Source organism: Paenibacillus sp. MY03, assembly GCF_002165585.1.
In the GTDB taxonomy this organism is placed as follows: Bacteria; Bacillota; Bacilli; order Paenibacillales; family Paenibacillaceae; genus Pristimantibacillus; species Pristimantibacillus agaridevorans.
Genome location: NZ_MXQD01000001.1, coordinates 81903 through 104592 on the forward strand (window position 1 = coordinate 81903; position 22690 = coordinate 104592).

The 22690-nt window shown below is 54.0% G+C and carries 10 protein-coding genes; 9 read left to right on the forward strand and 1 reads right to left on the reverse strand.

Annotated elements, in window-relative coordinates; translation table 11 throughout:
- The first annotated feature begins 38 nt into the window (after positions 1–38).
- The 6 genes from B1748_RS00225 (at position 39) to B1748_RS00250 (ending at position 18455) form a co-directional block, all read left to right on the forward strand.
- The gene (locus B1748_RS00225; protein WP_087565852.1) at positions 39–8396 is read left to right on the forward strand and encodes an S-layer homology domain-containing protein; all 8358 of its coding nucleotides are present in this window, start codon (positions 39–41) and stop codon (positions 8394–8396) included.
- 317 nt (positions 8397–8713) lie between these two features.
- Positions 8714–13420 carry an S-layer homology domain-containing protein gene (locus B1748_RS00230; RefSeq protein ID WP_087565853.1) on the forward strand — a complete coding sequence of 1569 codons (4707 nt, stop codon included), beginning with the start codon at positions 8714–8716 and terminating at the stop codon, positions 13418–13420.
- Positions 13421–13572: 152 nt separating this feature from the next.
- A complete protein-coding gene (locus B1748_RS00235; protein ID WP_087565854.1) occupies positions 13573–14250 on the forward strand; it encodes an ABC transporter ATP-binding protein in 678 nt (225 codons plus the stop codon).
- A complete protein-coding gene (locus tag B1748_RS00240; RefSeq protein ID WP_087565855.1) occupies positions 14247–16721 on the forward strand; it encodes an ABC transporter permease in 2475 nt (824 codons plus the stop codon). Before B1748_RS00235 ends, B1748_RS00240 begins: the two co-directional genes overlap by 4 nt.
- A 22-nt stretch (positions 16722–16743) precedes the next feature.
- A complete protein-coding gene (locus B1748_RS00245) occupies positions 16744–17427 on the forward strand; it encodes a response regulator transcription factor (protein ID WP_087565856.1) in 684 nt (227 codons plus the stop codon).
- A complete protein-coding gene (locus B1748_RS00250; RefSeq protein ID WP_087565857.1) occupies positions 17424–18455 on the forward strand; it encodes a sensor histidine kinase in 1032 nt (343 codons plus the stop codon). The genes B1748_RS00245 and B1748_RS00250 overlap by 4 nt, the downstream gene beginning before the upstream one ends.
- A gap of 140 nt (positions 18456–18595) precedes the next feature.
- On the opposite strand, the gene B1748_RS00255 is transcribed toward B1748_RS00250, so the two are convergent.
- Positions 18596–19243 carry a bifunctional 4-hydroxy-2-oxoglutarate aldolase/2-dehydro-3-deoxy-phosphogluconate aldolase gene (locus tag B1748_RS00255; protein ID WP_087565858.1) on the reverse strand — a complete coding sequence of 216 codons (648 nt, stop codon included), beginning with the start codon at positions 19241–19243 and terminating at the stop codon, positions 18596–18598.
- A gap of 128 nt (positions 19244–19371) precedes the next feature.
- On the opposite strand from B1748_RS00255, the gene B1748_RS00260 reads away from it, so the two are divergent.
- The 3 genes from B1748_RS00260 to B1748_RS00270 all read left to right on the forward strand — a co-directional run bounded on the left by B1748_RS00260 (position 19372) and on the right by B1748_RS00270 (position 22660).
- Positions 19372–20295, forward strand: coding sequence for an ArsR/SmtB family transcription factor (locus B1748_RS00260; RefSeq protein ID WP_087565859.1), 924 nt, complete (start codon positions 19372–19374; stop codon positions 20293–20295).
- Positions 20296–20414: 119 nt separating this feature from the next.
- Positions 20415–21710 (forward strand): extracellular solute-binding protein, encoded by a 1296-nt coding sequence (locus tag B1748_RS00265; RefSeq protein WP_087565860.1) that lies wholly within the window; start codon positions 20415–20417, stop codon positions 21708–21710.
- A gap of 71 nt (positions 21711–21781) precedes the next feature.
- Positions 21782–22660, forward strand: a complete 879-nt coding sequence (locus B1748_RS00270) for a carbohydrate ABC transporter permease (RefSeq protein ID WP_087565861.1) — start codon at positions 21782–21784, stop codon at positions 22658–22660.
- Positions 22661–22690: the final 30 nt, after the last annotated feature.

Consider the following 22690-nt stretch of genomic DNA (forward strand, 5'->3'; position numbering starts at 1 on the left):
ACGAATGGATAACGGAGGGCGAGAGGAGTGAGGCAAAGGTGATATTCAGGAAAATGATGGCATGCGTGCTTGCGGCGGCTCTGCTGTTTGAAGTGGTTCTGCCTGCAGGAGGCGGCGTGAAGGCGGCAGACGACGGTCAATCGGGCACGGGGATTGCTCCGCCGATCATCGACCCGCTGCCGGAGTTTACGAACGAGCGGGCATTCGAGGTTGGCGGAACGGCGGCGCCCGGCTCGACCGTCACCGTCTATTACAACCGGCCAGGCGAAACCCCGGTCGCGACGGATGCGGTGGAGGCGTCTGGTGACGGCAGATTCGGCATGACGCTGGAGCTTTCGGAAGGGCGTTACGAGCTTGCCGCGGCGGCGGAGCTGGGCGGAGAGAGGAGCGCGTTGTCCGACAAGGCGACGGTGGAGGTCGACCTGACGGAGCCGGATGCGTACAGTATGGATATCCGCTGGTTCAACATCGCTTACAATGAAGTGATGCTGCAGTGGGAGCCGCCATACCGGGTCGACGAGCATGGAAATTACGTTCCGGATGCGTCGATTGACCGATACCGGCTGGAGCGGCGAGACGGCACGCTGGTGACGGAAACGGCGGATCGGCAATTTTTTGAGGCGGGCCTGCCCGAGGCGGCATATGTGGATTATGTTTTCTATGCCATCGACAAAGCCGGGAACCGCTCGGATCCGCTCCCGGTCCATGCCGCGACTTCTCACCGGTACTTGACGGCAATCGAAAGCGGCGAAGAAGAAGTCTACACCTTGCCGGCAATAAGCCGGGACGGCGGCACGGCCGTTTATTACTCCGGGCATCCGGATCGGGACGGCATTGTTGTATACGACGCTGCGGCCGGCACGAAGCAAGTGATCGGGAATTTGAACAAGGCGTATATCGATCAAGGGCTTGCGGTCAGCGGCGACGGCAGATTCGTTGCCTATGAAGATTCCAATGAAGATCGGACGGAAATCTCTCTGTATGTGTACGATCGGACGAATGAGGTTGCGGTGCGTGTAGCGGCGGTGGCTTCCGGGCGGTTGTACGGTTTGTCGCTGAGCGACGATGGCGGCAAGCTGCTGTTCGAATCGGCCTCCGGCGCTTTGACTGCGGGGGACGCCAACGGGCTTCAGGACGTCTTCGTGGCGGATTTGTCCGATTGGAGCGATATTCGCATTACACGGATCAGCGAGCAGGCGGACGGCGGGGATTTGTCGCAACTGAGCGGCGCGGCGGCCATAAGCGGGGCGGGGCGATACGCGGCGTTCGTCACCGCGGCCCCCGAGCTTGCGCCTGGCGGGGCGAGCGCCGGCATCAGCCGCTTGTATCTGTACGATACGGATACGGGTGAGACGGCTTCTGTTCCGATACGCAATAACGACACGGAAAACGGCGAGATTTCCATCGGCGCGGCGGCCGTGTCCGCGGACGGACGTTATGTGGCGTATACCGACAAAGTGGCGAAGCAGGTAGGCCTGTATGACCGGGAGACGGGCAAACATACGGTGGCGTGGGCGGAGAACCGCAATATCGGCGCTTATATGGGCACTCCTTCGTTATCGGATGACGGGCGATATGTGGCGTTTGATTACCGAATCCTTAACCCGACGGAAGCCCCGCTGCCCATCCGATCCCCATTCGGAGCGGTTAGGTTCGACGTGCAGGAGGGAAGCTTCCGGCAGATAGGGGCTCTTCGCGAGTCGACCACGCAAGTGGGCTTGAGCGGCGACGGGAGCAAGGCCGTGTACTTGCGCGGCGAAAGCAATTATTCCGGTTACGGCATTTATAGCGTATGTTTCGAGGCTTGCGACGAGGCCCCTGCAGAAGGGATCGAAAGCGTTCGCTGGTCGGTTGCGGAAGACCGAAAAGTCGACGGGCTGTTGAAGTGGGACACGGAAGTAGCGATCCAGGCGATCGGTCAACGGGATCTGAACGTGGAGGCGATCGTCTATTACCGGACGGTGACGGAAGGCGCCAACGGAGAAGCCGTGCCCAGGGAAGCCGCAGTCGAGCTAATCGAGACGGCGCCGGGTTATTATGGAGCCGTTTTCGAGGTCAAAGAAGGCATGACGCAGATCGACCGCATCATCGCGTATCCGAAGGATCGCGCGGACGAGGCGAGGACGGCAGCCAATCTTCCGGTTCATGTGGCGGGCAAGCTGGTAGTGGAAATCGCGACGGATCGAGCCGATTTGCTTGGCGCGGCCAACCTGATGTTTACGGTCGGGGGAAGCAGCACCCTCATCCCGCTGGAGTCGGCGGTCACGCGCTACGAGCGGTACTTGCAGCCAGGAGAAGTACGGCTTGCGATGGCCAGCAAGACAGGAGGATTGCTGCTCGCAAGCAGGGATGGCGTGACTGTAAGCAGCGGCAGCGGGACCGAGGTTCAGCTGACGCCGGTGTTCCCCGCGTCGCTGAAAGTACAGGTCGATGATCAACGGACCGGGATGCCGCTGGCTTCGATACCGGTTGTCTTTAAGGAGAAGGACGGCGGCCGGATTATCCACGAAGGAGTGACGGATGCAAGCGGAGCGGCGGTTCTGCCGGGCGAGCATTACGCTGGCGATGAAATTGTCGTAAGCGTGCTTCCGGAGAGAGATTATATTCCCGCGGGGGATCAGACCGTCACGCTGACGCTCGGCCCATCCGTGCTGAGAGTCCCTTTGCGAAGTCTGGCGAACACGGTCCTGTCGTTCCGGATCGACTATTCGCAACAGGCGGGCAGCAAGAAACTCATGCTCCCGGTGCTTGATTCCGATGCTGTCGTCAAGGTGCGCAGCCAGCCCGGGCTCGCGCTCAAGGCGCGGATCGACTATACGGAGTGGATATCGGAGGAGAAGACGGGGCCAGCTTCGCGGATTATCGATCTCGCAGAGCGAAATGCGGGGGAGTACGAGGGTGTTTTTCTGATTACGGAGGGTATCGCAAGTATCGATTCCGTACTGCTTCAGATAGATGGAAATTGGCTTCGAGCGCCTTATCCGGTCAACAAAGAGATTGCCGGCCGCTTCGAAGTTCGGTTGAATGTGCCCGCACGGTCGGTCTGGCACCAGGAATTGGCGGGAGGGGCATTGGAAGCTTCGGCCATCGATTACGATTGGGGAAATCATTGGACCAGCGCAGCCATCGATGCGGAGTCGCTGACATACAGGCTCAATGCGCCGTTGCCTGGCGTATATACCATTTCGAGCAGGCCGATTAAGCGGGAGAATCCGCCTTTGTCCATCAAGCGTGAGGCGCCTCCGCCGGGCCGCACGGCCATCGTGACGTTGTCGCCGGAATTTGCCGTCCGTCTCCTTGGCTCTGCCACGGGAGCGGGACAATACAGCTACGAAGTGCGCGACGGCAGCGGCAATGCCGTGCTGTCCGGCTCCAGCTACGGAGCGTTAAACGCGACATTGACAGCCGTGCCCGACCAGGAGCTCCGCGTGAAGCTGATGCCGAAGGATCCGGCTTTTATCGCCGAATGGATCGATCTGATCGTTGCGGGCAAGGAGCTCGCATTCGATACGGCGTTCCGCAGGAGACCGGAGGCCGTTGTATCCGGCCGGGTATACGCGCTTGACGGCAAGCCGGCGGCAGGCTCCGTCGTGACGGCGACCGTTGCCCTGGACGGAGCGTCCAAGACCTATACGGCAAACGCCAACGCGCAAGGCGCATACACGTTGTCCTTGCCGGAAGGCGAGGCGGTCTTGCGCGCAACGGGCAACCATATCAGCGGATATGCGTCGCCGCGAGTAACCGTGCTGGCGAGTGGATCTGAGCCTGCACAGGCCGATCTGCATTTGAAGGAGCAAGCGAAGCTGAACATCCGGCTGTATGCGAAAATAGACGGAGGATGGCAAGGACCGCTGGAGGTGGATTGGTCAAGCGGCGTTCATTATCGCATTAAGTCGACGCCTGCTATAACGAATCACGGGCCGCCCGCAATCGTGGAGGCGGTCGCGGGCGACACGGTAAGGGTATGTGCGGACGGTGTGGAAGCAAAGCTGCCGAAAGCATGCAATGAAACCGTAATCGGCGAGGACGGAGTGGGGGAAGTAGAGCTTCGGCTGGAAAACGCCGGAGGCCAGGCGCAGTTCAGGTTAGTCGACTCGAACGGACGGGAGGTCACTTCCGCGAATGCGTCTTTGTACCGCAACGAGGACAATAGCATGACCGGGCATACGCTGAACATGGAACGGGGGTACTCCCGCTTCACGCTGCCCGTGGCGTCTACCGGCAGCCAACGGTTGATTATCCGCGCATCCAGCGAGTTTGCGATCGTCGAGTTTCATGCGCGTCCTGGCGATACCGCCGAGCTTGGCGTCATACAGCTGCGGAAGCCGGGAGTGTTCGGCGATTTCACCCTCAACGGCCTGCATGCATCGTCGGAATGGACGACGCCGGAAGGGCGTCTCTCGCTTCGGGCGTTCTACGAGCATTCGCAATACAATGCGAAAGCGGCCACGGATGCCGTGCTGGTGCTCAAGCTGCCGGAGGGGGTCGAGATCTTGCCGGGATCAGCGATGCTGAACGGCAATCCCGTCGCTCCCGTGCTTAACGGAACGACGGTATCGGTACCGCTCGGCGATATTGCGTATCGCCAGAAAGGCGCATTCCAGCTAAAGCTGAAAGCCGGATCATCCCTTGCGCAGCCGGATCTCCCCATACAGGCGAGCATTCGCTACAAGCTTGGAGAGGAAGCGCAAGAGGCCATTATCGGCATGGCTCTGCTGCAAGTGACGCCTGCAACGATTCGCGCGCCGCAGCTGACGACGAAACCGGACATTGAAGTGAGCGGCACCGCTCCGGCGGGAGCGGAGGTGATCGTATACGATGGGGCTGCCGAGTTGGGACGTACGACCGCATCTTCCTTCGGTACATGGAGCCTGCCTGTCGTACTGGTCGAGAATGCCAGGAAGAAGCATCGGCTGAGGGTTGGCATTGTCTGGCAAGGGGAGATGCTGGCGGGCGAGGGGACCACTGTCGCTTACGATCCTTCCGATCCGGGACTTGCGGAGGTGGCGATGCGGCAAACGGACGGCCGGCTGGTGACGTTCCGGCCGGATGATGGCGTAGCGGTATTCCCGTACGTCGTCATTCCGTCGTATCCGTTTATTTTTCAAATGAAATTTCGCAGCCCGGAACGTGTATACGATGTTGAAGTGCATCTCGGCGACCGGTCGGTATCGGCGACGCGGAAGGGCGATGGATACGAAGCGGTTGTTCCCGCATCCTACAATCTGGGACCGGTATGGGTCACTTACCGCAAGAAGCCCGATGCCGTCATATCGGAAACGGAGGAACCTACGGAAGACGAACTGCGTTTTATTGTGCCTGTTGCCTATGAGGATTTCGAGCTGCAACGGGCCGCAGCGGGCGGCGAACAAGAGCCGGATGGCACGGTTGTGCCTGCGGGAGGCGTGTATGCCGATGTGAGCTTGTCGGACGATCTTGACGCGACGGTAAGAGCTTCAAGCTCCATGATCGACAGCTTCACGCCTTCGGAGGCGGAGCAGCGCCGGGTGGAGCGGACGGGAGTGCCCGTGTATGATGTGTCCGTTCGCAGGCAATGGCATAACAACAGCGCCAGCATGTCTGTTACGGTCACCATTCCAAGGTCGGAGCTGCCTTCGGCGAAGGCGGATGGAGCTAACGAAGACGCGGCCGGACAACGCCGGTTGGCTCTGTTGAACGCGCCGGCCGTCAAAACGACCTTCGAAGTTGGCGTTACAACGGTGAATCAACTGCTCGGCGCAAGAGATGTGGTCGTAAACGCCAAAGGGCTCGACGATGACAGCAATTTGTTCAAACGGGCGAAGCGAGCCGCGCAAGACGCGAGAAGGCTGTGCGATGCGCAGGCAAGAGAGTATTACACGAGCTTCGCGGAAGAGGTCCGCGCCATGATTGCGATGCAGGAAGCGTTTAAAACCGCTATAGGCGTAGCGGGCACGGTAAAGGGAGCCGGGTTGCCCGGTATCGGCTTCTGGTACATTACGTACGAAATCGGTTTGCATCTGGATGAGCTGGCTGCCGAAGAGCTGGATACGCTGGAGCGTTACCTGAAGGAGAACAAATGCAAGGTGAAACCTTACGATCCGCCGGTAGCGGAGCCGAGCTATATTTGGGACCCGAGCGGCTTCGTCTACGAGGGCATGATGTCCAATGTTCTGGAGGGTGTCAAAGCGACAGCCTTGCAGCAAAACGCCGACACCGGCGTTTGGGAAATATGGGACGCGGAATGGTATGAGCAGCTGAATCCGCATTGGACGAACGGGCAGGGAAGGTATGGCTGGGATGTTCCGCCGGGCCGCTGGAAGGTCAAATACGAGAAGGAAGGGTATGCAACGACGTATAGCGACGAGCTGGAAGTTCCGCCGCCTCACTTTGACGTCAACATCGGGATGGAGTCGAACTTGCCGCCTGAAGTGGCCTATTTGGAGGCTGTGCCGGGCGGCGGCGTGTTGGCAGGCTTTACGAAGCCGATCGATATTCAGTCGCTCGCGGACGATGCGATCACGCTGACGGCTGCCGGCGGAGCAAGCGTGCAGGGAACGGTAAGCCCTGTTGACGCTGAGACCGCAGACGGACGAACGCTTGCAATGGCCGCCGAGTTTACGCCGGATGCGGCGTTGACCGACGGGGCTCTCTATACGGTCGTCATCAGCGGCGACATATTCAGCTATGCCGGCGTTCCTCTTGGAGATAATGTGCAGCATGCCGTAACGGCGATCGTCGAAGATTCGACGCCTCCGGCGCCGGTAAGCGGGCTTAACGGCAGCCTGACCGGCGATAACGGCGCCGTCCTCGTCTGGGAGCGGCCCGGGGATCGCGATTTCGCGGCGGTGAAGCTCTGGTGGAAAAAGGCCGAGGAAACGTCGTACAGCGGCGAACCGCTGGAGATCGGCCGGGAGCGGCAATGGGCAGAGGCAACGGGGTTGTCGCCTTCGGCGGATTACGATTTCCAAGTAATCGCGGTCGATGCGGCGGGCAATGAATCGGAGCCGGCATTGCTCAGACTTGCGGGGGCGCGCGACGAAGTTGATGTATCGCCACCGCTTCCCGTAGCGGGATTGAAGGCGACGGCAACGGAAGCAAGAAAAGTGCAGCTCGCTTGGGAGGAGCCGAGCCAGCCGGGAGAGATGTCGTCGGCTTCGATCGTATGGACGCCGGACAACAATCCTGCCCTCATTCGGGAGACGCAAGCGGTTGCCGGTACACGAACGGCGGCGATTGAAGGACTGGAGCCGTCGACGGATTATACGTTTGCTGTATCGGCGGTTGACGGAAGCGGGAATGTATCAAGTCCCATGTACTTGAAGGTGCGCACCGCCGCAGCAACGGACGGGGGCGGGGGAGGCGGCCAAAGCGGCGGAGGTTCGGCTCCGGGCGGCGAGCCGGAACCGACTCCTTCGGAAGACGCGGAGGAATGGCAGATGGATGCCGAAGGTGGCGAATATGCCGCTTTTGACGGGTCGTTCGTGCTGAAGGCGGGGGCGGGCGTGTTCGCGGAAGGTACGCGGCTGGTCGTAACCCGAAATCCTCTTGGAGAACCGTCGGCATCGCAGCGCTACAAGCCCGTCTCCGATGCCTATGTGATCGATACCGAAGATGCCGTGCCTGCGAAGCCGTTCCGGCTGGCGCTGCAATATAGGAGCAAGCCGCTTGGCAAAGCGGATGCGCGCAAGCTTGGCTTGTACCGCAAGGATGCCGCGGCGCCGGGAGGATGGCGTTATGTCGGCGGCATTGTCGATACGCGGCAGCGTATGGTAGCGTCGACCGTTGCGCAACCGGGCGAATACGCCGTCATGCTGTACGATCGTACCTTTGCGGATCTCGACAACCACTGGAGCAGGCTCGATGTCGAGGTGCTGGTCAGCCGGCATCTTGTCGACGGCACATCGGCGGATCGTTTCGCTCCGGATCGGGCGATTACGCGAGCCGAGGTTGTGAAGCTGCTGGTCCAGCATTTGCTGGGGAACGGCGGTGCGGAAGCGTTGGTTTCGGATAAAGGCGGAAGCGCGCTGTTCGCCGATGTGCCCGCTGGAGCATGGTTTGCCTCGTATATAGCAGCGGGTTATGAGCTGGGATTGGTAAAGGGAGCGGGCGGGAGCTTCCGTCCGAACGATCCGGTAACGCGCGAGGAGCTGGCGGTGCTGATTGTACGCTTCGTGCAGTTGTTGCTGGAGAGCGATGCAAAATCGCCGGATTTCGCCGTGCTGCGGCGTTACGCGGACGGAGATCAGGTATCCGGCTGGGCGGCGGAGGCGGTCGCAATCTCGGTCGGCAACGGTTGGGTGCAAGGCGTTAGCGGCACTGAACTGGCTCCCAAGCGGCAGGCGACCCGAGCCCAGACGGCGGTTATGCTGCTGCGGGTACTGACGGATATCGGAGCGATCGAGGAGAAGCGGTAATGTTCCGAAGGCTGCCGTTTCGTAGAACTTAACGGTTGTTCATGAGTTAAAGAACGGGGCAAAAAGAGACGCCTCCCGTATCACGTTAATCGTGGTGCGGGAGGCGTCTTTCCACGTTGAAGGCTGTTTATGGCGACCGCGCCGATTAGTATTCTAAAAAAATGACAAACGAATACAAACGCAGTCCATTGTGACCCCGCAAGGTTCAAAATATACTGGAAAAGAGATTGAAAGCGCTTTACAAAAGATTTTGAACATTGCCTTGATACAAAGTTGGTTTGGATGAAAAAGCCTATTATGGAGGAGGAAACGATAACATGCGAAAAAGGAAAATCTTTATGACGCCGATTAGTTTTCTGATTACATTAACGCTTGTTTTTCAGGTTTTCGGCGGCATGGTGTTGCCCGGTGCAACCGTCCAGGCAGCGGGTACGGATATCTACTCGACTGCGGCAAACCAAACGCTCGATCCGGACGATCCTTTGGACGTGGTGCTCACGAAGCCGTACAGAGGCCAGGCGGTAACCAAATCGGGAACCACGGGCACCATTACGATTGATTTGCCGTACGGCACGTTTTATCAGATGCTGCACCCGGTCGTCAACGCGGGCTCGACCGTCAAGGTTTATGAGAGCGGCGGCGCCGAAATCGTCCGTCTTGCCGGCATTAACGATGGCGATTACGAGCTGGGGCTAAAGGATTCGCAAGGGAATCGAGTAGTGCCGGGCTGGACAGGCGGAACCTATTACCTGGACGTTGCAAACGGTCAAAACGCAAGGAGATACACGATCACTGTAACCATACAGTCCTTATCGGATTTTACATTAACCCGAAGCGTCCAAGGCGGGGAAACCGAGGCCATAAATAAGCCGGGCGAGCTGGTCGCGCCGATGAACATCCGCGCGAACGAGCACGGTATGGACACTTGGGGCTCCACTTATATCGGCTATGGAGACACCGGCTTAAACTCCATTGAGGCGCCGATGAAGCCGTCCTCCTATAGCGGCAAGGATTGGTACGACTCGTTCTGGGGACCGGATGTCTACGTCCATACGGCAAACGACATCAATAAATTCAAGCCCGCCGGCGTTTCGAACGATCTGCCAAAGGATGACAGAGAGATCCCGCTCGCTTGGTACGGCGATAACATGTACGTGCAGACGATCGCCAAGGACAATTCCGACGGCAGAATCGACGCCTACGGGGTGGACGTCAAATACGACGGCACGATGACCAAAGCCGGTAAAATCTCCGGGTTCGATAAACTCCAGTCGGATATTATCCGTATCCACAAGTTCGACGCGCCTGCCGCCGCTCCCGGGCATGAGGACGGAGACCGCGGCGCGGCCAGCAGCACGACCCAGCGGCTGGAGATGAAAACCAATTACACGCCGGACAACGTCGTCGCCAATGACGGTCCGGGAACGGTGACGACCCATTTCTGGCGGCTGCTGGTTCCCTCGGAAACGGTGAAGCGGCAAAAGCAGGTCGGTGCCAACGCCATAGGAACCTGGTCTCCCAACAACTACAATTATATTTATCAGATCAAGGAGGCCAAAGGCAACGCCAACGGATCTCCGACTGTAGGCATTGGGCTTAGAGCAGGCGGCACCCTGTCATTCGAACACAGTCGCAACAATTCGACGCCGAGCGGCATGCAATCCGCCGGGGGAACTAACACGGGGACCTTCCTTACGCTGTCCAAAGAAGAATTCGTCGACCGCTGGATCGATATCGAGTTGACAACCGAAACGGCGGATTTCGGGCATCTCTACGTAAGGGTAACCGATACGGATACAGGCGAGCTGCTCGGCGAGGGAACGCTTAATGAAGCCGATATGTTAAGGCGCAACACGGAGCTGCAGCTTCCCGCACCCAACCCGTCCGGCCCCGGACCTGTATACAGGGAAGGAAACTACAATACCCTGAAGGACGATCAGGGGAACAACGTCAATTTCGGGCGTTCCAAGTGGGGCATTTACGGCAGCTTCCCCGCCACGGGCACTGGCCGCCAAGAGTGGCAGTCCTCGACGATTTACATGGCGGACATCGCGATTATCAAGCGCGACCGGGATACATACGTGTTCCCGAACGGGTACAAGCCAACCGATAGGGACCTTAACCTGCGTATCATGGGCTGGGAGCATCAAAACCAGATGAAAGTGTCTTTGGGCACCAAGGTTACAGACTTAACGCTGAAGGACGAACTGGACGTCACCTTATCCAACGGCCATACCGTTAAAGTCCCGGTCAAGTGGGATACGTCCGGCTACAGGCCGACCGTCCCGGGCACCTACAGAATTTTAGGCGAGTTGCAGCCGTCGGAAGCATCAGGCATCGCGATACCCGCCGCCCCCGACAATTATTATCCCGATTATTACAAGCCGTACTTCGAAATCAACAACTCCACGGTGCATGATTGGGGTAAAGCCGTGATGGGCGCGGATATCAAAATCGTTTCGCATAACGAGGAGGCTCCGAAGGGGAACGTCCTTGAGGAAGACCGCACCTCCATGACGACTTCGGAAGGGTACGCGTTTTTCCAAAGCGGCTCGTCGTTTGAGATGAACGCGGGCAGAACCCCTTGGCGCTATTGGGTTGCCCTGGATTTGGGCAGGCAGATCGATATTTCGCGCATCGAAATAGAATTTGGCACGATGGGCTCTCCCGGGCGCTCAAGGAACAGCTCCGCCTGGTGGACAAACGACGCGGAAGCCTATGAGTCGCTTATAGAATCCTACAATAACTTCTATAACCCGCTAGATCCGGCGCTCGCGGCCGGACAACCGGAGCCGGATCGCCAGTATTATGAGGCTAACAACTGGCCGACAAAAAATCCTTTTGGCGTCGAAAATTTGGTGGGATACAGCGGTCCATGGAATTACTTTGCGGGCAGCGGGCGCCAGCCTGCCAACGCCAATAGCCAAAGCACGTCCGCCGCATCAAACTGGAATCCATTGACCCAAGAGGCTTTAAAAGGCGGCACTCTCGGAACCAACTACACGCTGGGGCGCCGGGCAACCGATGTTTTAGCCAACAATGACGGCAAGCCGATTACGGCGCGGTATGTAATGGTCGTAAACGAGCTTAACTTCTTCCCGTCGGTCACCGGTCCGCCTGGAACTGTAAGCGGATCTTCGCCGGGCCCGATGCAGTTTTTGGACTTCGCCGTCATTGGCGAATTGCATGACGATCTCGCTGATTTGATGGTGCTGGAGACGCTGACGGTCGACGGCGTGCCGGTTGCAGAGTTCGACCCTGGCACCAAAAACTACACGTTGGATGTGGCGGCGTATCATCCGCTTCCGACAGTTGCGGCGACGCTCGGCTCGGATTCGATAGCCGCAGGCGCAAAGATTGACATTATTCAAGCGACCGCCGACGAAAAAACCGCAGTTGTGCGAATAAGCCGCATGGACGGAAAAGACGTGTATTATCTTGTTAATCTTAATGAGGTCGATATACCGGTCGATCAGGCCATCGATGCCGCCAAGACTGCGGTGGAAAGCGCAGCCTATACGGCAGAACAGGCGGAAGTAGGCGACATTGCTCAGGCGAAGTCGGCAGTGGAAACGATCATCGGAAGCCTGAATTTATACGGCGTGACCGCAACGGTTGCGGACGATACGTTTACGGCGGCGGTCGCGGGCACGGAGAGCGACGAGAGAGGAACGGACGGCAGCTACACCTTTACAGTAACCCTGAGCAAGGAAGGGGGTACGCCGCAAACAACGGTTACACTGACATTGGCGATTACTGCGACGCCATACGCCACGTCCGTAACATCAGTGACCGTTTCACCTTCGACCGCGACGGTGCAGAAGGGCGGTACAAAGGCATTTACAGCGTCGGTTATAGGAACAAACAATCCGGCGCAAACGGTTGCATGGACGATTGAGGGCAATGTCGCGCTTAACGCCGGCACCACAATCAGCTCTGACGGAATCGTTACGGTCAGCGCAGCAGAAACAGCGTCGTCCATTACCATAACAGCAACGTCGACTGTTGATATCACAAAGAGCGGTACGGCAACGGTTGCAGTTATCGATGCGCCAACGCCGGATCCCGGCACAAATAATGGCGGTCCGCCAAGCGGAACAGGCCCGACGCCTACCCTGACCCCTAGCCCGGTGCCTACTGTAACGCCTGCGCCAAGCACGACGCCGACCGTTAGTCGAACGTCGACTCAGAGGCAGAAACAAATTGCGCAGGACGCTCCAAAAGCGGACGCGGCTATTACGGTTGCCGGGCCTGCCAGCACGATTACGCTAAGGAGCACGGAAGCCATGCAGCCGGTATCGTTAACGATTTCTCCCGCAGTTGCAGCTAAAGTTGCGACTTATGCGTATATGGAAAGCGACGGAACGGTCGTACCCATCCCTACGGTAATTGACCGCGCAACGGGCGCCGTTACGTTGCTTGTAAGCAGTAACGGAGATTATTTCCCTGTCGCGGTAAACAAAACATTCAACGACGTTGAATCATCGGCATGGTATGCAGGATCCGTCGAGCAGGCAGCAAACCGGCTTATTGTTTCCGGCTATAACAGCTTGTTCAGGCCGAACGACAGCGTTACCGTTGCCGAGTCGATGGCCATGTTTATGCGCACTTTAGGTTTGGCTGTCAATCCCGACGCAATAACAACGACCAATGAATGGTTTGGCCAAACAATGGCAACGGCTGAAAGCAAGGGCTTAACGGAGGGGATAACAGCATCGCCGCCAAGCAGCAATATTGCGCGAAAATCCGCCGTTCAAATTGCGGCTGCCGCGCTAAAGCTTGCCGGAGTAAATACAACCTTATCCACGGCGGAGGTTAATGAATGGCTGGCGCCGTTTACAGATGTTGCAGCGTTGTCCGTATCGGAAAGGAATGCGCTTGCATTAGGTGTGAAGTATAAAATATTCGCAGGCTACGGCGATGGAACCATACGTCCGGACGCGGAGTTGACTCGCGCCCAAATGGCGAATGTCGCCATTAATATTCAGAAACGATTGCTGGACTTAAAAATTCAAAAAACTTGATTCGATTGAACTGTGACCCATAAGAAGGACATCTTGAAAAAGGTGACCCTCTTGTGGGTCATTTGTGTTTGGCCATCCCTGTCACGAGAATGTAAGAAGTGGCGAGTATCATTCAGACTATAGTTTAAAAATGCAGGATGGGGTGGATCAGGATGAGTATTTTGCGAACGGTTGATTTAAGGAAGATCTATGGCAAGGAGCCCAATCAGGTGAAGGCGCTGGATGGCGTAAATATAGAGATCAAAGAGGGAGAGTTTGCGGCTATCGTCGGTACTTCGGGGAGCGGGAAATCCACGTTGCTGCACATGCTGGGCGGTCTGGATCGAGCGACTGGCGGGCAGGTCATCGTGAACGGGAAGTCTATATTCGATATGAACGACGACGAGCTAACGGTATTTAGGCGCAGAAAGATCGGGTTTGTTTTTCAACATTACAACCTTGTTCCGATCCTTAATGTATATGAAAATATTGTGCTGCCGATTGAGCTGGACGGCAATACGATCGATAAATCGTATGTGGATCATATTGTAAAAACGTTAGGTTTGGCGGGGAAGCTGGATAACTTGCCCGGTCATTTGTCCGGGGGACAGCAACAGAGGGTTGCTATTGCTCGCGCATTGGCCACGAAGCCCTCTATTATTCTCGCGGACGAGCCTACCGGCAACTTGGATAGCCGTACAAGCCAGGAGGTCATCGGACTGCTCAAGGTAACGAGTAAACAATTTAATCAGACGATGGTGATGATTACGCATAGCGAAGAAATCGCCCAGCTTGCCGACACGATCATCCGCCTTGGCGACGGTAAGGTTGTTGGGGGGAAACAAGGATGATGTTTCCAAATTCCAATAAAAGAATGATTAAAAAACTGATTCGCAAAAGCTTAAAAGCAAACCGCACAAGGAACCGTTACGTCATCTTGGCCGTCATTTTAACCACCTGGTTGCTGACGACCGTATTTACTCTTGGCATGAGTTTTATAAAAACCTTCGACATGCAGCAGATAAGAATGATTGGCACGACGGCGGATGTGGCATTATCGAATCCTTCACAAGAGCAGATTGAACGGTTGAAGCAGCTTCCGTATGTGAGCCATGTAGGACTCGATACGAAAGTGGGGCAAGTGATCCCAACGCAAGAGATGGGTGATCTGGATGTCAGTATGCACAGGTACGACGAGTCCGAATGGGACAAGATGAGAGCTCCTCTTCTGGGGAGCAAAGTCAATTCTTATCCGGAGAAGCGCAACGAAGTGATCGTCCCGACCTGGATATTGGACAAGCTAAATATCCCAGAGCCGACAATCGGGATGACCTTGCCTCTAACGTATCGAAGCGAAGCGGGGGAGAGCACCGAATCCTTCATTTTAAGCGGCTGGTATACGGATTATTCTCAACTGCGCTCAGGCAATGCCGGGGTCATTATTGTATCACGTGAATTTGCCGAATCCGCGGGCGCGGGCTTTGGCGACAAAGGTACAGTAGCATCCATTGCATTTAAAGGCGGAAGCAGCATCGATCAAAACATGAGCAGGCTGGAACAGGACCTGAAGCTGAACGAAGATCAGAATTTGGCGAGCTACTCCAATACAGAAAGCCAGAACAATTCGAAAATGGCAACCGCGCTGGGGATCGCCGGAATTATTGTGTTTATCATGTTTAGCGGATATTTGCTCATTTATAATGTGCTCTATATTTCTGTAGCTACGGATACAAAATTTTACGGGCTGTTAAAGACGATTGGGATGACGAGGAAACAGATTATAAAAATGGTGAACGGCCAAGCTGTCCGATTGGCATGGATCGGGATACCGATAGGCGTTGCAGCAGGGATGATCACAGCATTAGTTGCGGTGCCGTTGGCGATTGAAGCCTTTACTTTGGATACGGAAGTCGAGATATCTTTTCATCCCGTTATCTATGCGGGAGCGGCGTTGTTCGCCTGGTTGACGACAATGGCCGGATGCAGGAAGCCGGCCCGAATTGCAGCAAAGATTTCCCCGGTTGAAGCTGCAAAGTATGTGAGGACGACAACAAAGAAGGGGAGACATGGCTCCAAACTATATCGAATGGCATTACGTAATATGTTCCGGGATAAGAAGCGGGCATTAACCGTGTTCCTGTCGCTGTTTACAGGTCTCACTACTTTCCTGACGGTCAATACGCTTGTGCTCAGCATGAACACAGATAATTTTATTGCCAGCTATGTCGATAATGATTTTGAATTAGTGAACAAGACGGTCGATTTCGGATTTCAAGGAGAGCAAAAACAGAAATTGACGGAGGAGTTGGCGGAGTCCGTTCGGCAAATGAGCGGGATTACGGACGTCAGAAAAACGTATATCGATAGGGGCGGCAGTCTCGGTTATACGCCCGAAGTGTTTGGAAAGTTCGTCGATGATATCGTTATGAGATACGGGATGGAACGACCCACGGACGAACAATTAAAGGATTCGGGCATGTTTTGGTCCGTGCTGATTGGGATCGATACCGAATATGTAACCGAACTAAACAAAAGTCTCGAAACACCCATTGATGTCGAACGATTCGAAAAAGGCGAGATTGCCCTGCTGAGCGCAAGTGAAGAGCTTTTTAACAGGGGGGATCGCTTTCCGTTAAACTTCAAGGAGACGGGTGTCGAGCGGGAGCTTGAGATAGGCGGCTTTGTAAGCCCGCAATTTCAGGTTTCGTTCGGCGGGATGGCGCCTAATGTGTACGTCAGTCATAACGCTATAAAGCAAATCATTAAAGAACCGCTTTTGTATAAAATGAACATCCAAGCCGAGAAGAGCGGGCAGGAGCGAATTCAGGAGCAATTGGAGGCGTTGGTTGCAGGCGACCGTGAAATTGAGCTGACATCAAAGCTGCAATGGGCGGAGAAAATGGAGTCTGCCAAGATCATCTTTTACATTTTAGGCGGAGCTATCACGCTGATTCTTGCCGCTATCGGCATTCTCAACTTCATCAGTACCATGTTAACGAGCGTTGTAGTACGCAAGCATGAATTTGCAATGATGGAAAGCATCGGGATGACGAAACGCCAATTGCGGAAAATGCTGCTGCTCGAAGGAATAGGTTATGGAGTTATATCAACGTTGTTGATTATTTCGTTAGGGTCATTGATCAGCTATGGTGCTTATTATGTGTTTAGTCAAGAAGCCGATTATGCCATCTATACGTACCCAACGCTTCCTTTGCTGATCGCGCTGGCGTTTGTGTTCGCAGCTTGCCTAAGCGTGCCGATTATCGCTTATAATAGATCAAAGAAGATGAGTATCGTGGAACGTTTGAGAGAAGAGAGTTAAAGAATAAGAGGAGGTGAACGCCATGGCGAGGATTCTCATTGTCGAAGACGATCGGCTGTTAAATGAAGGACTGGCTTATGCGCTAGGGAATGAAAATTACGATATTTTATCTGCTTTCTCGAGTGAAGAGGGGTTGATCGCCTATCGCGGCCATGAGGTTCATCTCATTATTCTTGATATTAACTTGCCCGATAAAAGCGGCATGGAGTTGTGTAAGGAAATTCGCCAAATCTCGACGGTTCCCATTCTATTTTTAACAGCCAAAGATACAGAGCAGGATATGATCGCGGGTTTCGAATCCGGCGCGGATGATTATATCGCGAAGCCATTTAGCATGGCGGTGTTAAGCCAGCGAATTAAGGCGATTCTTCGCAGAGGCGGGGGAGAAGAAAATCCGCAGCTGTTTTCGTATAAGGATTTAATCATCCACTATGATAAGATGAAGGTGTATAAACATAATCGGGAGATTAAGCTGACCACAACGGAATTCAAACTTTTAACGATCCTTTCCCGACATAACAAGATGGTGCTAACCCGGCAGATGATACTCGAAAAGTTATGGGATCTGGATGGGATCTTCGTGGATGAAAATACGCTAAGCGTAAATATCAAAAGATTGCGTAATAAAATTGAAGATGATCCGAAACAAAACGTCTATATCAAGACTGTTTTTGGCATCGGATATACTTGGGGGAGTGAAGGTTGAGAAGCTCCTTTACCCGAATTATCATCGCTAGCTCGGCGCTGTATGCAATCGCATGCGGCCTATTTATTTTTTTATTAATGCAATATGAGGCCAGTCGGGCCATTATTGCGCTGTCGGTTCTTTTCGTTTTGGCGGCGGCTGGCATATTTACGGGTTTTATGCTGAGTATTCGAAATCAAATGTCCTCGATCCTGTCAAAGCTTTCGTTAACGATTCAATCTATTATCGATAGACAGGACAACGAATTGTTCCCCGTTTCAGAGGATAATCTGTTGTCCAAGCTGCAGGAGCAAGTGCTTAAGCTATCGGGAATTTTAAGGATGCAGAAGCAGCGGTATAAAGAGGAAAGCGAGGAAGTGAAGTCGCTTATCTCGGATATAGCCCACCAGCTGAAAACGCCGCTAGCCAACTTGACCATCTACAATGGTTTGTTAATGGATAGCGGGTTGACTACGGATAAGCGTCAGGAATTTACTCGTATTCTGCAAAGCCAGACGGAAAAGCTGACGTGGCTCATGGATAATCTGATCAAGATGTCCCGGCTTGAGAGCGGCATTATTACGATTCAAACACAGAAGCACGATATTGGCCAAACGGTTTTTGCCGCAATCAAACAGATGTATCCTCACGCAGAGAGGAAAAACATAGAAATTCAATTTAGCGGCGAGCAAAGGATCGAGTTGATGCATGATGTAAAGTGGACCGGGGAAGCAATCGTAAATGTGCTGGACAACGCCGTAAAATATACGGATGAAGCGGGCGTCATCAAAGTTTCGATTCACAAATACGAGCTGTTCGCGAGAATCGACATTGAAGATAACGGCAAGGGCATACCGGAGCACGAAGTAAGCCAAATCTTTAAACGATTTTATCGCGGAGCCGATGTCACTGATACACACGGAGTTGGAATTGGCCTATATTTGGCCAGGAAAATCATTACGGAGCAAGGAGGCTATATAAAGGTGAGCTCGGAATGGGGCAAAGGGAGTCTATTTTCGATCTTTGTTCCGGTTTGCGACAGCTTATAGGTTGTTCCCGCTGCTTCAGCTATAACGCCACTCGACTGATACAAACGGGGCTGCCTTGGAAAATCTGTGAAGACGGACTTTCCAGGGCAGCCCCTGCTTGTTAGCTTGATAAGGACAAACGTACAGCCTCACACGTTTCTCTAGGCGTTTCTTGATTCATCGACAGCTTGGATAAATTGCTTGGCGTTGTCCCGTATTTGATCCCATTGGCCGGATGCGATTGCTTGGAGGTTCACCAATGAACCGCCAACGCCAACGCCGGAACAGCCGACGCGCAGAAACTCGCCGAGGTTGCCCGCGTGAACGCCGCCAACCGCTACCATTGGAATATGGTTGAGAGGCCCCATCAATTCCTTAAAGTATCCGAGGCCCAAGCTTGCTCCCGGGAAAATTTTAACCGCCGTGGCGCCGGCCTTCCACGCCCGGACAACCTCTGTTGGCGTCATGGCTCCCGGAAAAATCGCTTTTCCGTGCTCCGTTGCATATCGGATCACACTTTCATCGGTATTCGGCGTCACGAAAAAGTCCGCCCCGGCGTCAAGCGCCCGCTTGGCATCGTCCGAGTCCAGCACCGTGCCCGCCCCGATATACATGCGCTCCCCGAACTTCATTTGAAGCGACTGAATCATCCCCTCCGCCCCGGGCGTGTTCAAAGTAATCTCCATGACGCGGATGCCGCCGTCCAGCAGCGCCTGGGCGAGATTCTCTGCATCCTTGCTCTGTATTCCCCGAACAATAGCAATAATCTTCGTCTGCTCGAGCAGCTCCAGGCCAGTCTTTTTTTCCATCGCGTTAACCTCCATCGGGTTCATCATTTTGTTGGGGTGATTTACGATTCCCCTCCGCTTGCTATTTTGAACTTTTATCAGTACAGTTACTATTATAATAATAAAACTTGTTATAAAGGAAGGTCCTTATGAGAACATTAGAGCTTACCTTGCAAGAAGCATTGGAAATATGCAAAGCATTATCCCATGAGCACCGGATGGAAATTGTGAGGATTTTGAGTGAAGGACCGCTAAATGTCAATGAAATAGCCGATCGGATGGAGCTTCCTTTTTCAACGGCCGCGGTTAACATTAAGAAACTGGAGGATGCGGGCATCATCTCGACGGAGATTGTGCCGGGACGTGGCAGCCAGAAAGTCAATTCCAAAAAGTATGACCGGATTATTATCAATTTGACGGACAGGGGAAAGCAGGAGGAGAATTCCTTTATCGTCGAGCTTCCGATCGGCGATTTTGTCCATTGCGATATACAGCCTACCTGCGGCTTGTTGAGCGAAGAGGGCATCCTGCTGGTCCAGGACGATCCGCGCTCTTTCTATGAGCCGGAGCGCAAGCGCGCACAGCTGCTATGGTTCCGTTCGGGTTATGTCGAATACCATTTTCCCAACCGCATCCCGTATGGAACGCAAGTAGAGGAGCTCGAGCTTTCGCTTGAGCTGTGCTCGGAAGCGCCCTATCATAAGCTGGATTGGCCGTCCGATATTACTTGCTGGGTAAACGGCATTGAGGTCGGAACGTGGACATCGCCGGGCGATTTCGGCGGCGAACGCGGGTTTCTGACACCTTCGTGGTGGAGGACGATGAATACGCAATACGGCTTGCTAAAGAGCTGGAGAATCAACGGCGAGGGCAGCTTTATTGACGGGGTGCCGATCTCTCCAGTAACCGTCGATGAGCTTGCTATGCTGGACAAACCTTATATTTCCGTGCGATTAGGCGTAAAAAAGAACGCGGCGAACGTTGGAGGAATCAATATTTTTGGACGCAAGTTCGGCAATTATGAGCAGGATTTTTTGATGAAAATCAAATACAGCCCGAGACCAAGGAGCTAATGCTCCTTGCTCGGATGGGTTTCCCATTTTTATTATAATAATAATACTTGAAATAAAACGATAAATGATGTAATAATAAAGATACAGATTTTATATTGCACATTTGAGAGGGGATCGGTATGAAAAAGTTAAGCGCTTTGGTTTTGAGTTCCGTATTGATAGCGGGAACATTGGCGGGTTGCGGCAAAGAGGCTGAAAAAGCCCCAAATGAAGGCGGTTCCACACAAGCGCCGGCAGCAGCTCCAGTGGAGCTTAAATATTGGGCTCCATTTAGCGGCGGAGACGGCGACTTTATGAAGGAGCTTGTTAACAAATTCAATAGCAGCCACGAGGACATTCAAGTGGAAATTTTGAACTTGAAGGCTGAAGAATATTACACCAAGCTTCAAACGAGCATCGTCTCGAATCAGGCTCCCGACATCGCGATCGCGCATGCTTCCAAATTGTCGGAGTTGACGGAGGGCGGCTTGATCCATGAGATTGGCGATGTTGCCAAAGAAGCCGGCATTGACTGGAGCACCTACAGCGAGAACATCTTGAACGCGACTGTGCTCGACGGCAAAAATTATGCCGTGCCGCTGGATACGCATGCATTGATTCTGTATGCCAACGAGACATTGGTACAAGACGCAGGTCTTCTCAATGCGGAAGGCAAGCTGGAGCTTGAAGGCGGACAAGAAGGATTTATGAAGACGCTGCAGGATCTTAAAGGCAAACTGCCGGAAGGCGTATTCCCGGTAGCTGCAACTTCGAACGGCGACTCTCCGCTGCGTATCTGGTGGACATTGTATTCCCAGATGAACGGCAAGCTCTTGAGCGATGATGCCAAGACGGCTGCATTTAACAATGAACAAGGGAAACAAGCGCTTGTCTACATGAACCAAATGGTAAATGAAGACCTGTGGCCAAAAAACACGAAAAACGGCGGCGAAATCTTTACGGCCAACAAGGGCGCGCTTATGTTTAACGGCGGCTGGATGACAGGTTCGATGGAGCAGAACGAGAACCTCAAGTTTATCGCGCTGCCAATTCCACAGCTATTCGACCGGAAAGCGACATGGGGCGATTCGCATACCTTCGTCCTTCCTATCCAAAAGAGCCAAGATGCCGCGAAACAGGCAGCGGCGCTGAAATTTGCGGATTGGGTCGCTTCCAACGCAGGCGTGTGGGCGCAAGCCGGCCATGTGCCAAGTAAACCTGCCGTTGTGAACTCGGATGAATTCAAGGCGCTGAAATACAGAAGCGATTATGTTGAAATTGCCGATTATGTCAGCTATATGCCGAACTCTCCTAAGATTACGGCTGTACAAGATATCTTTAAAAAACATCTGAATGTCATGATGAACGGACAGGCGACGCCGGAAGAGACTCTCGAACGCGCCGAGAAGGAAATCAACGAACTGCTTGCCAAATAATGCAAGGTTGACTAGTAGGGTGTCTGGGTGATGATCCAGGCACTCTGCTTTTGAGAGGAGGTCTCGCCGAAATGAAATTACGACTGGGATCGAAGGGCGAAAACATTGCGGGTTACTTGTTTCTACTCCCCTTTTTGATTATCTATTCGATGTTTATGCTGTATCCGATTGTGAGAGGATTTGTGACCAGCTTTCATAAGGTCTCGATCTCGATGGAATCCACTTTTATAGGCTTATCCAACTACACGCAGATGATACGCGACAAGTATTTTTGGGAAGCGCTCTGGAATACGTTCTACTTTGTTTTGATTTCGACCCCGACGCTCATTATTGTCGGACTGACCCTTGCCTTGATCGTGAATGCGAACCTGAAGGGCACGACGTTTCTCCGGTCGGTCTATTTTTTGCCTTTTGTATTGTCGATTTCGGTTATTTCGAGTATTTGGGTGTTTATTCTACAGCCGTATACGGGGTTGCTTAATACCTTTCTTCACAAAATGGGCGTGGTGTCGGAGATCTTTTGGCTGGATGAGCCGACGCTTGCATGGATATCCATTCTTATCGCTACGGTATGGTGGACGGTAGGCTTTAATATGGTTCTGTTCCTCGCCGGCCTTCAGGAAATTCCGGAGGATCTGTACGAGGCGGCAAGAATCGACGGTGCGGGAACCTGGAGACAATTGGTGTCCATTACATTGCCGTCGCTGAAAAATGTGATGCTGCTTACCGTGGTTTTGCAGACGATATCTTCATTTAAGCTCTTTGGACAGACGTATCTGATGACCAAGGGCGGGCCTGGAACATCGACGAGAACGCTCGTGCAATATATATACGAAAAAGGTTTTATCGAACGCGATATGGGCACGGCCTCCGCCATGTCCTATGTTCTCTTTGTGGTCACCATCCTGTTTGCTGTTATTCAGTTCAAGTTTTTTACCAATAAAGATTAGCCGTAGATGAATGAAGAAGGAGGGATACCT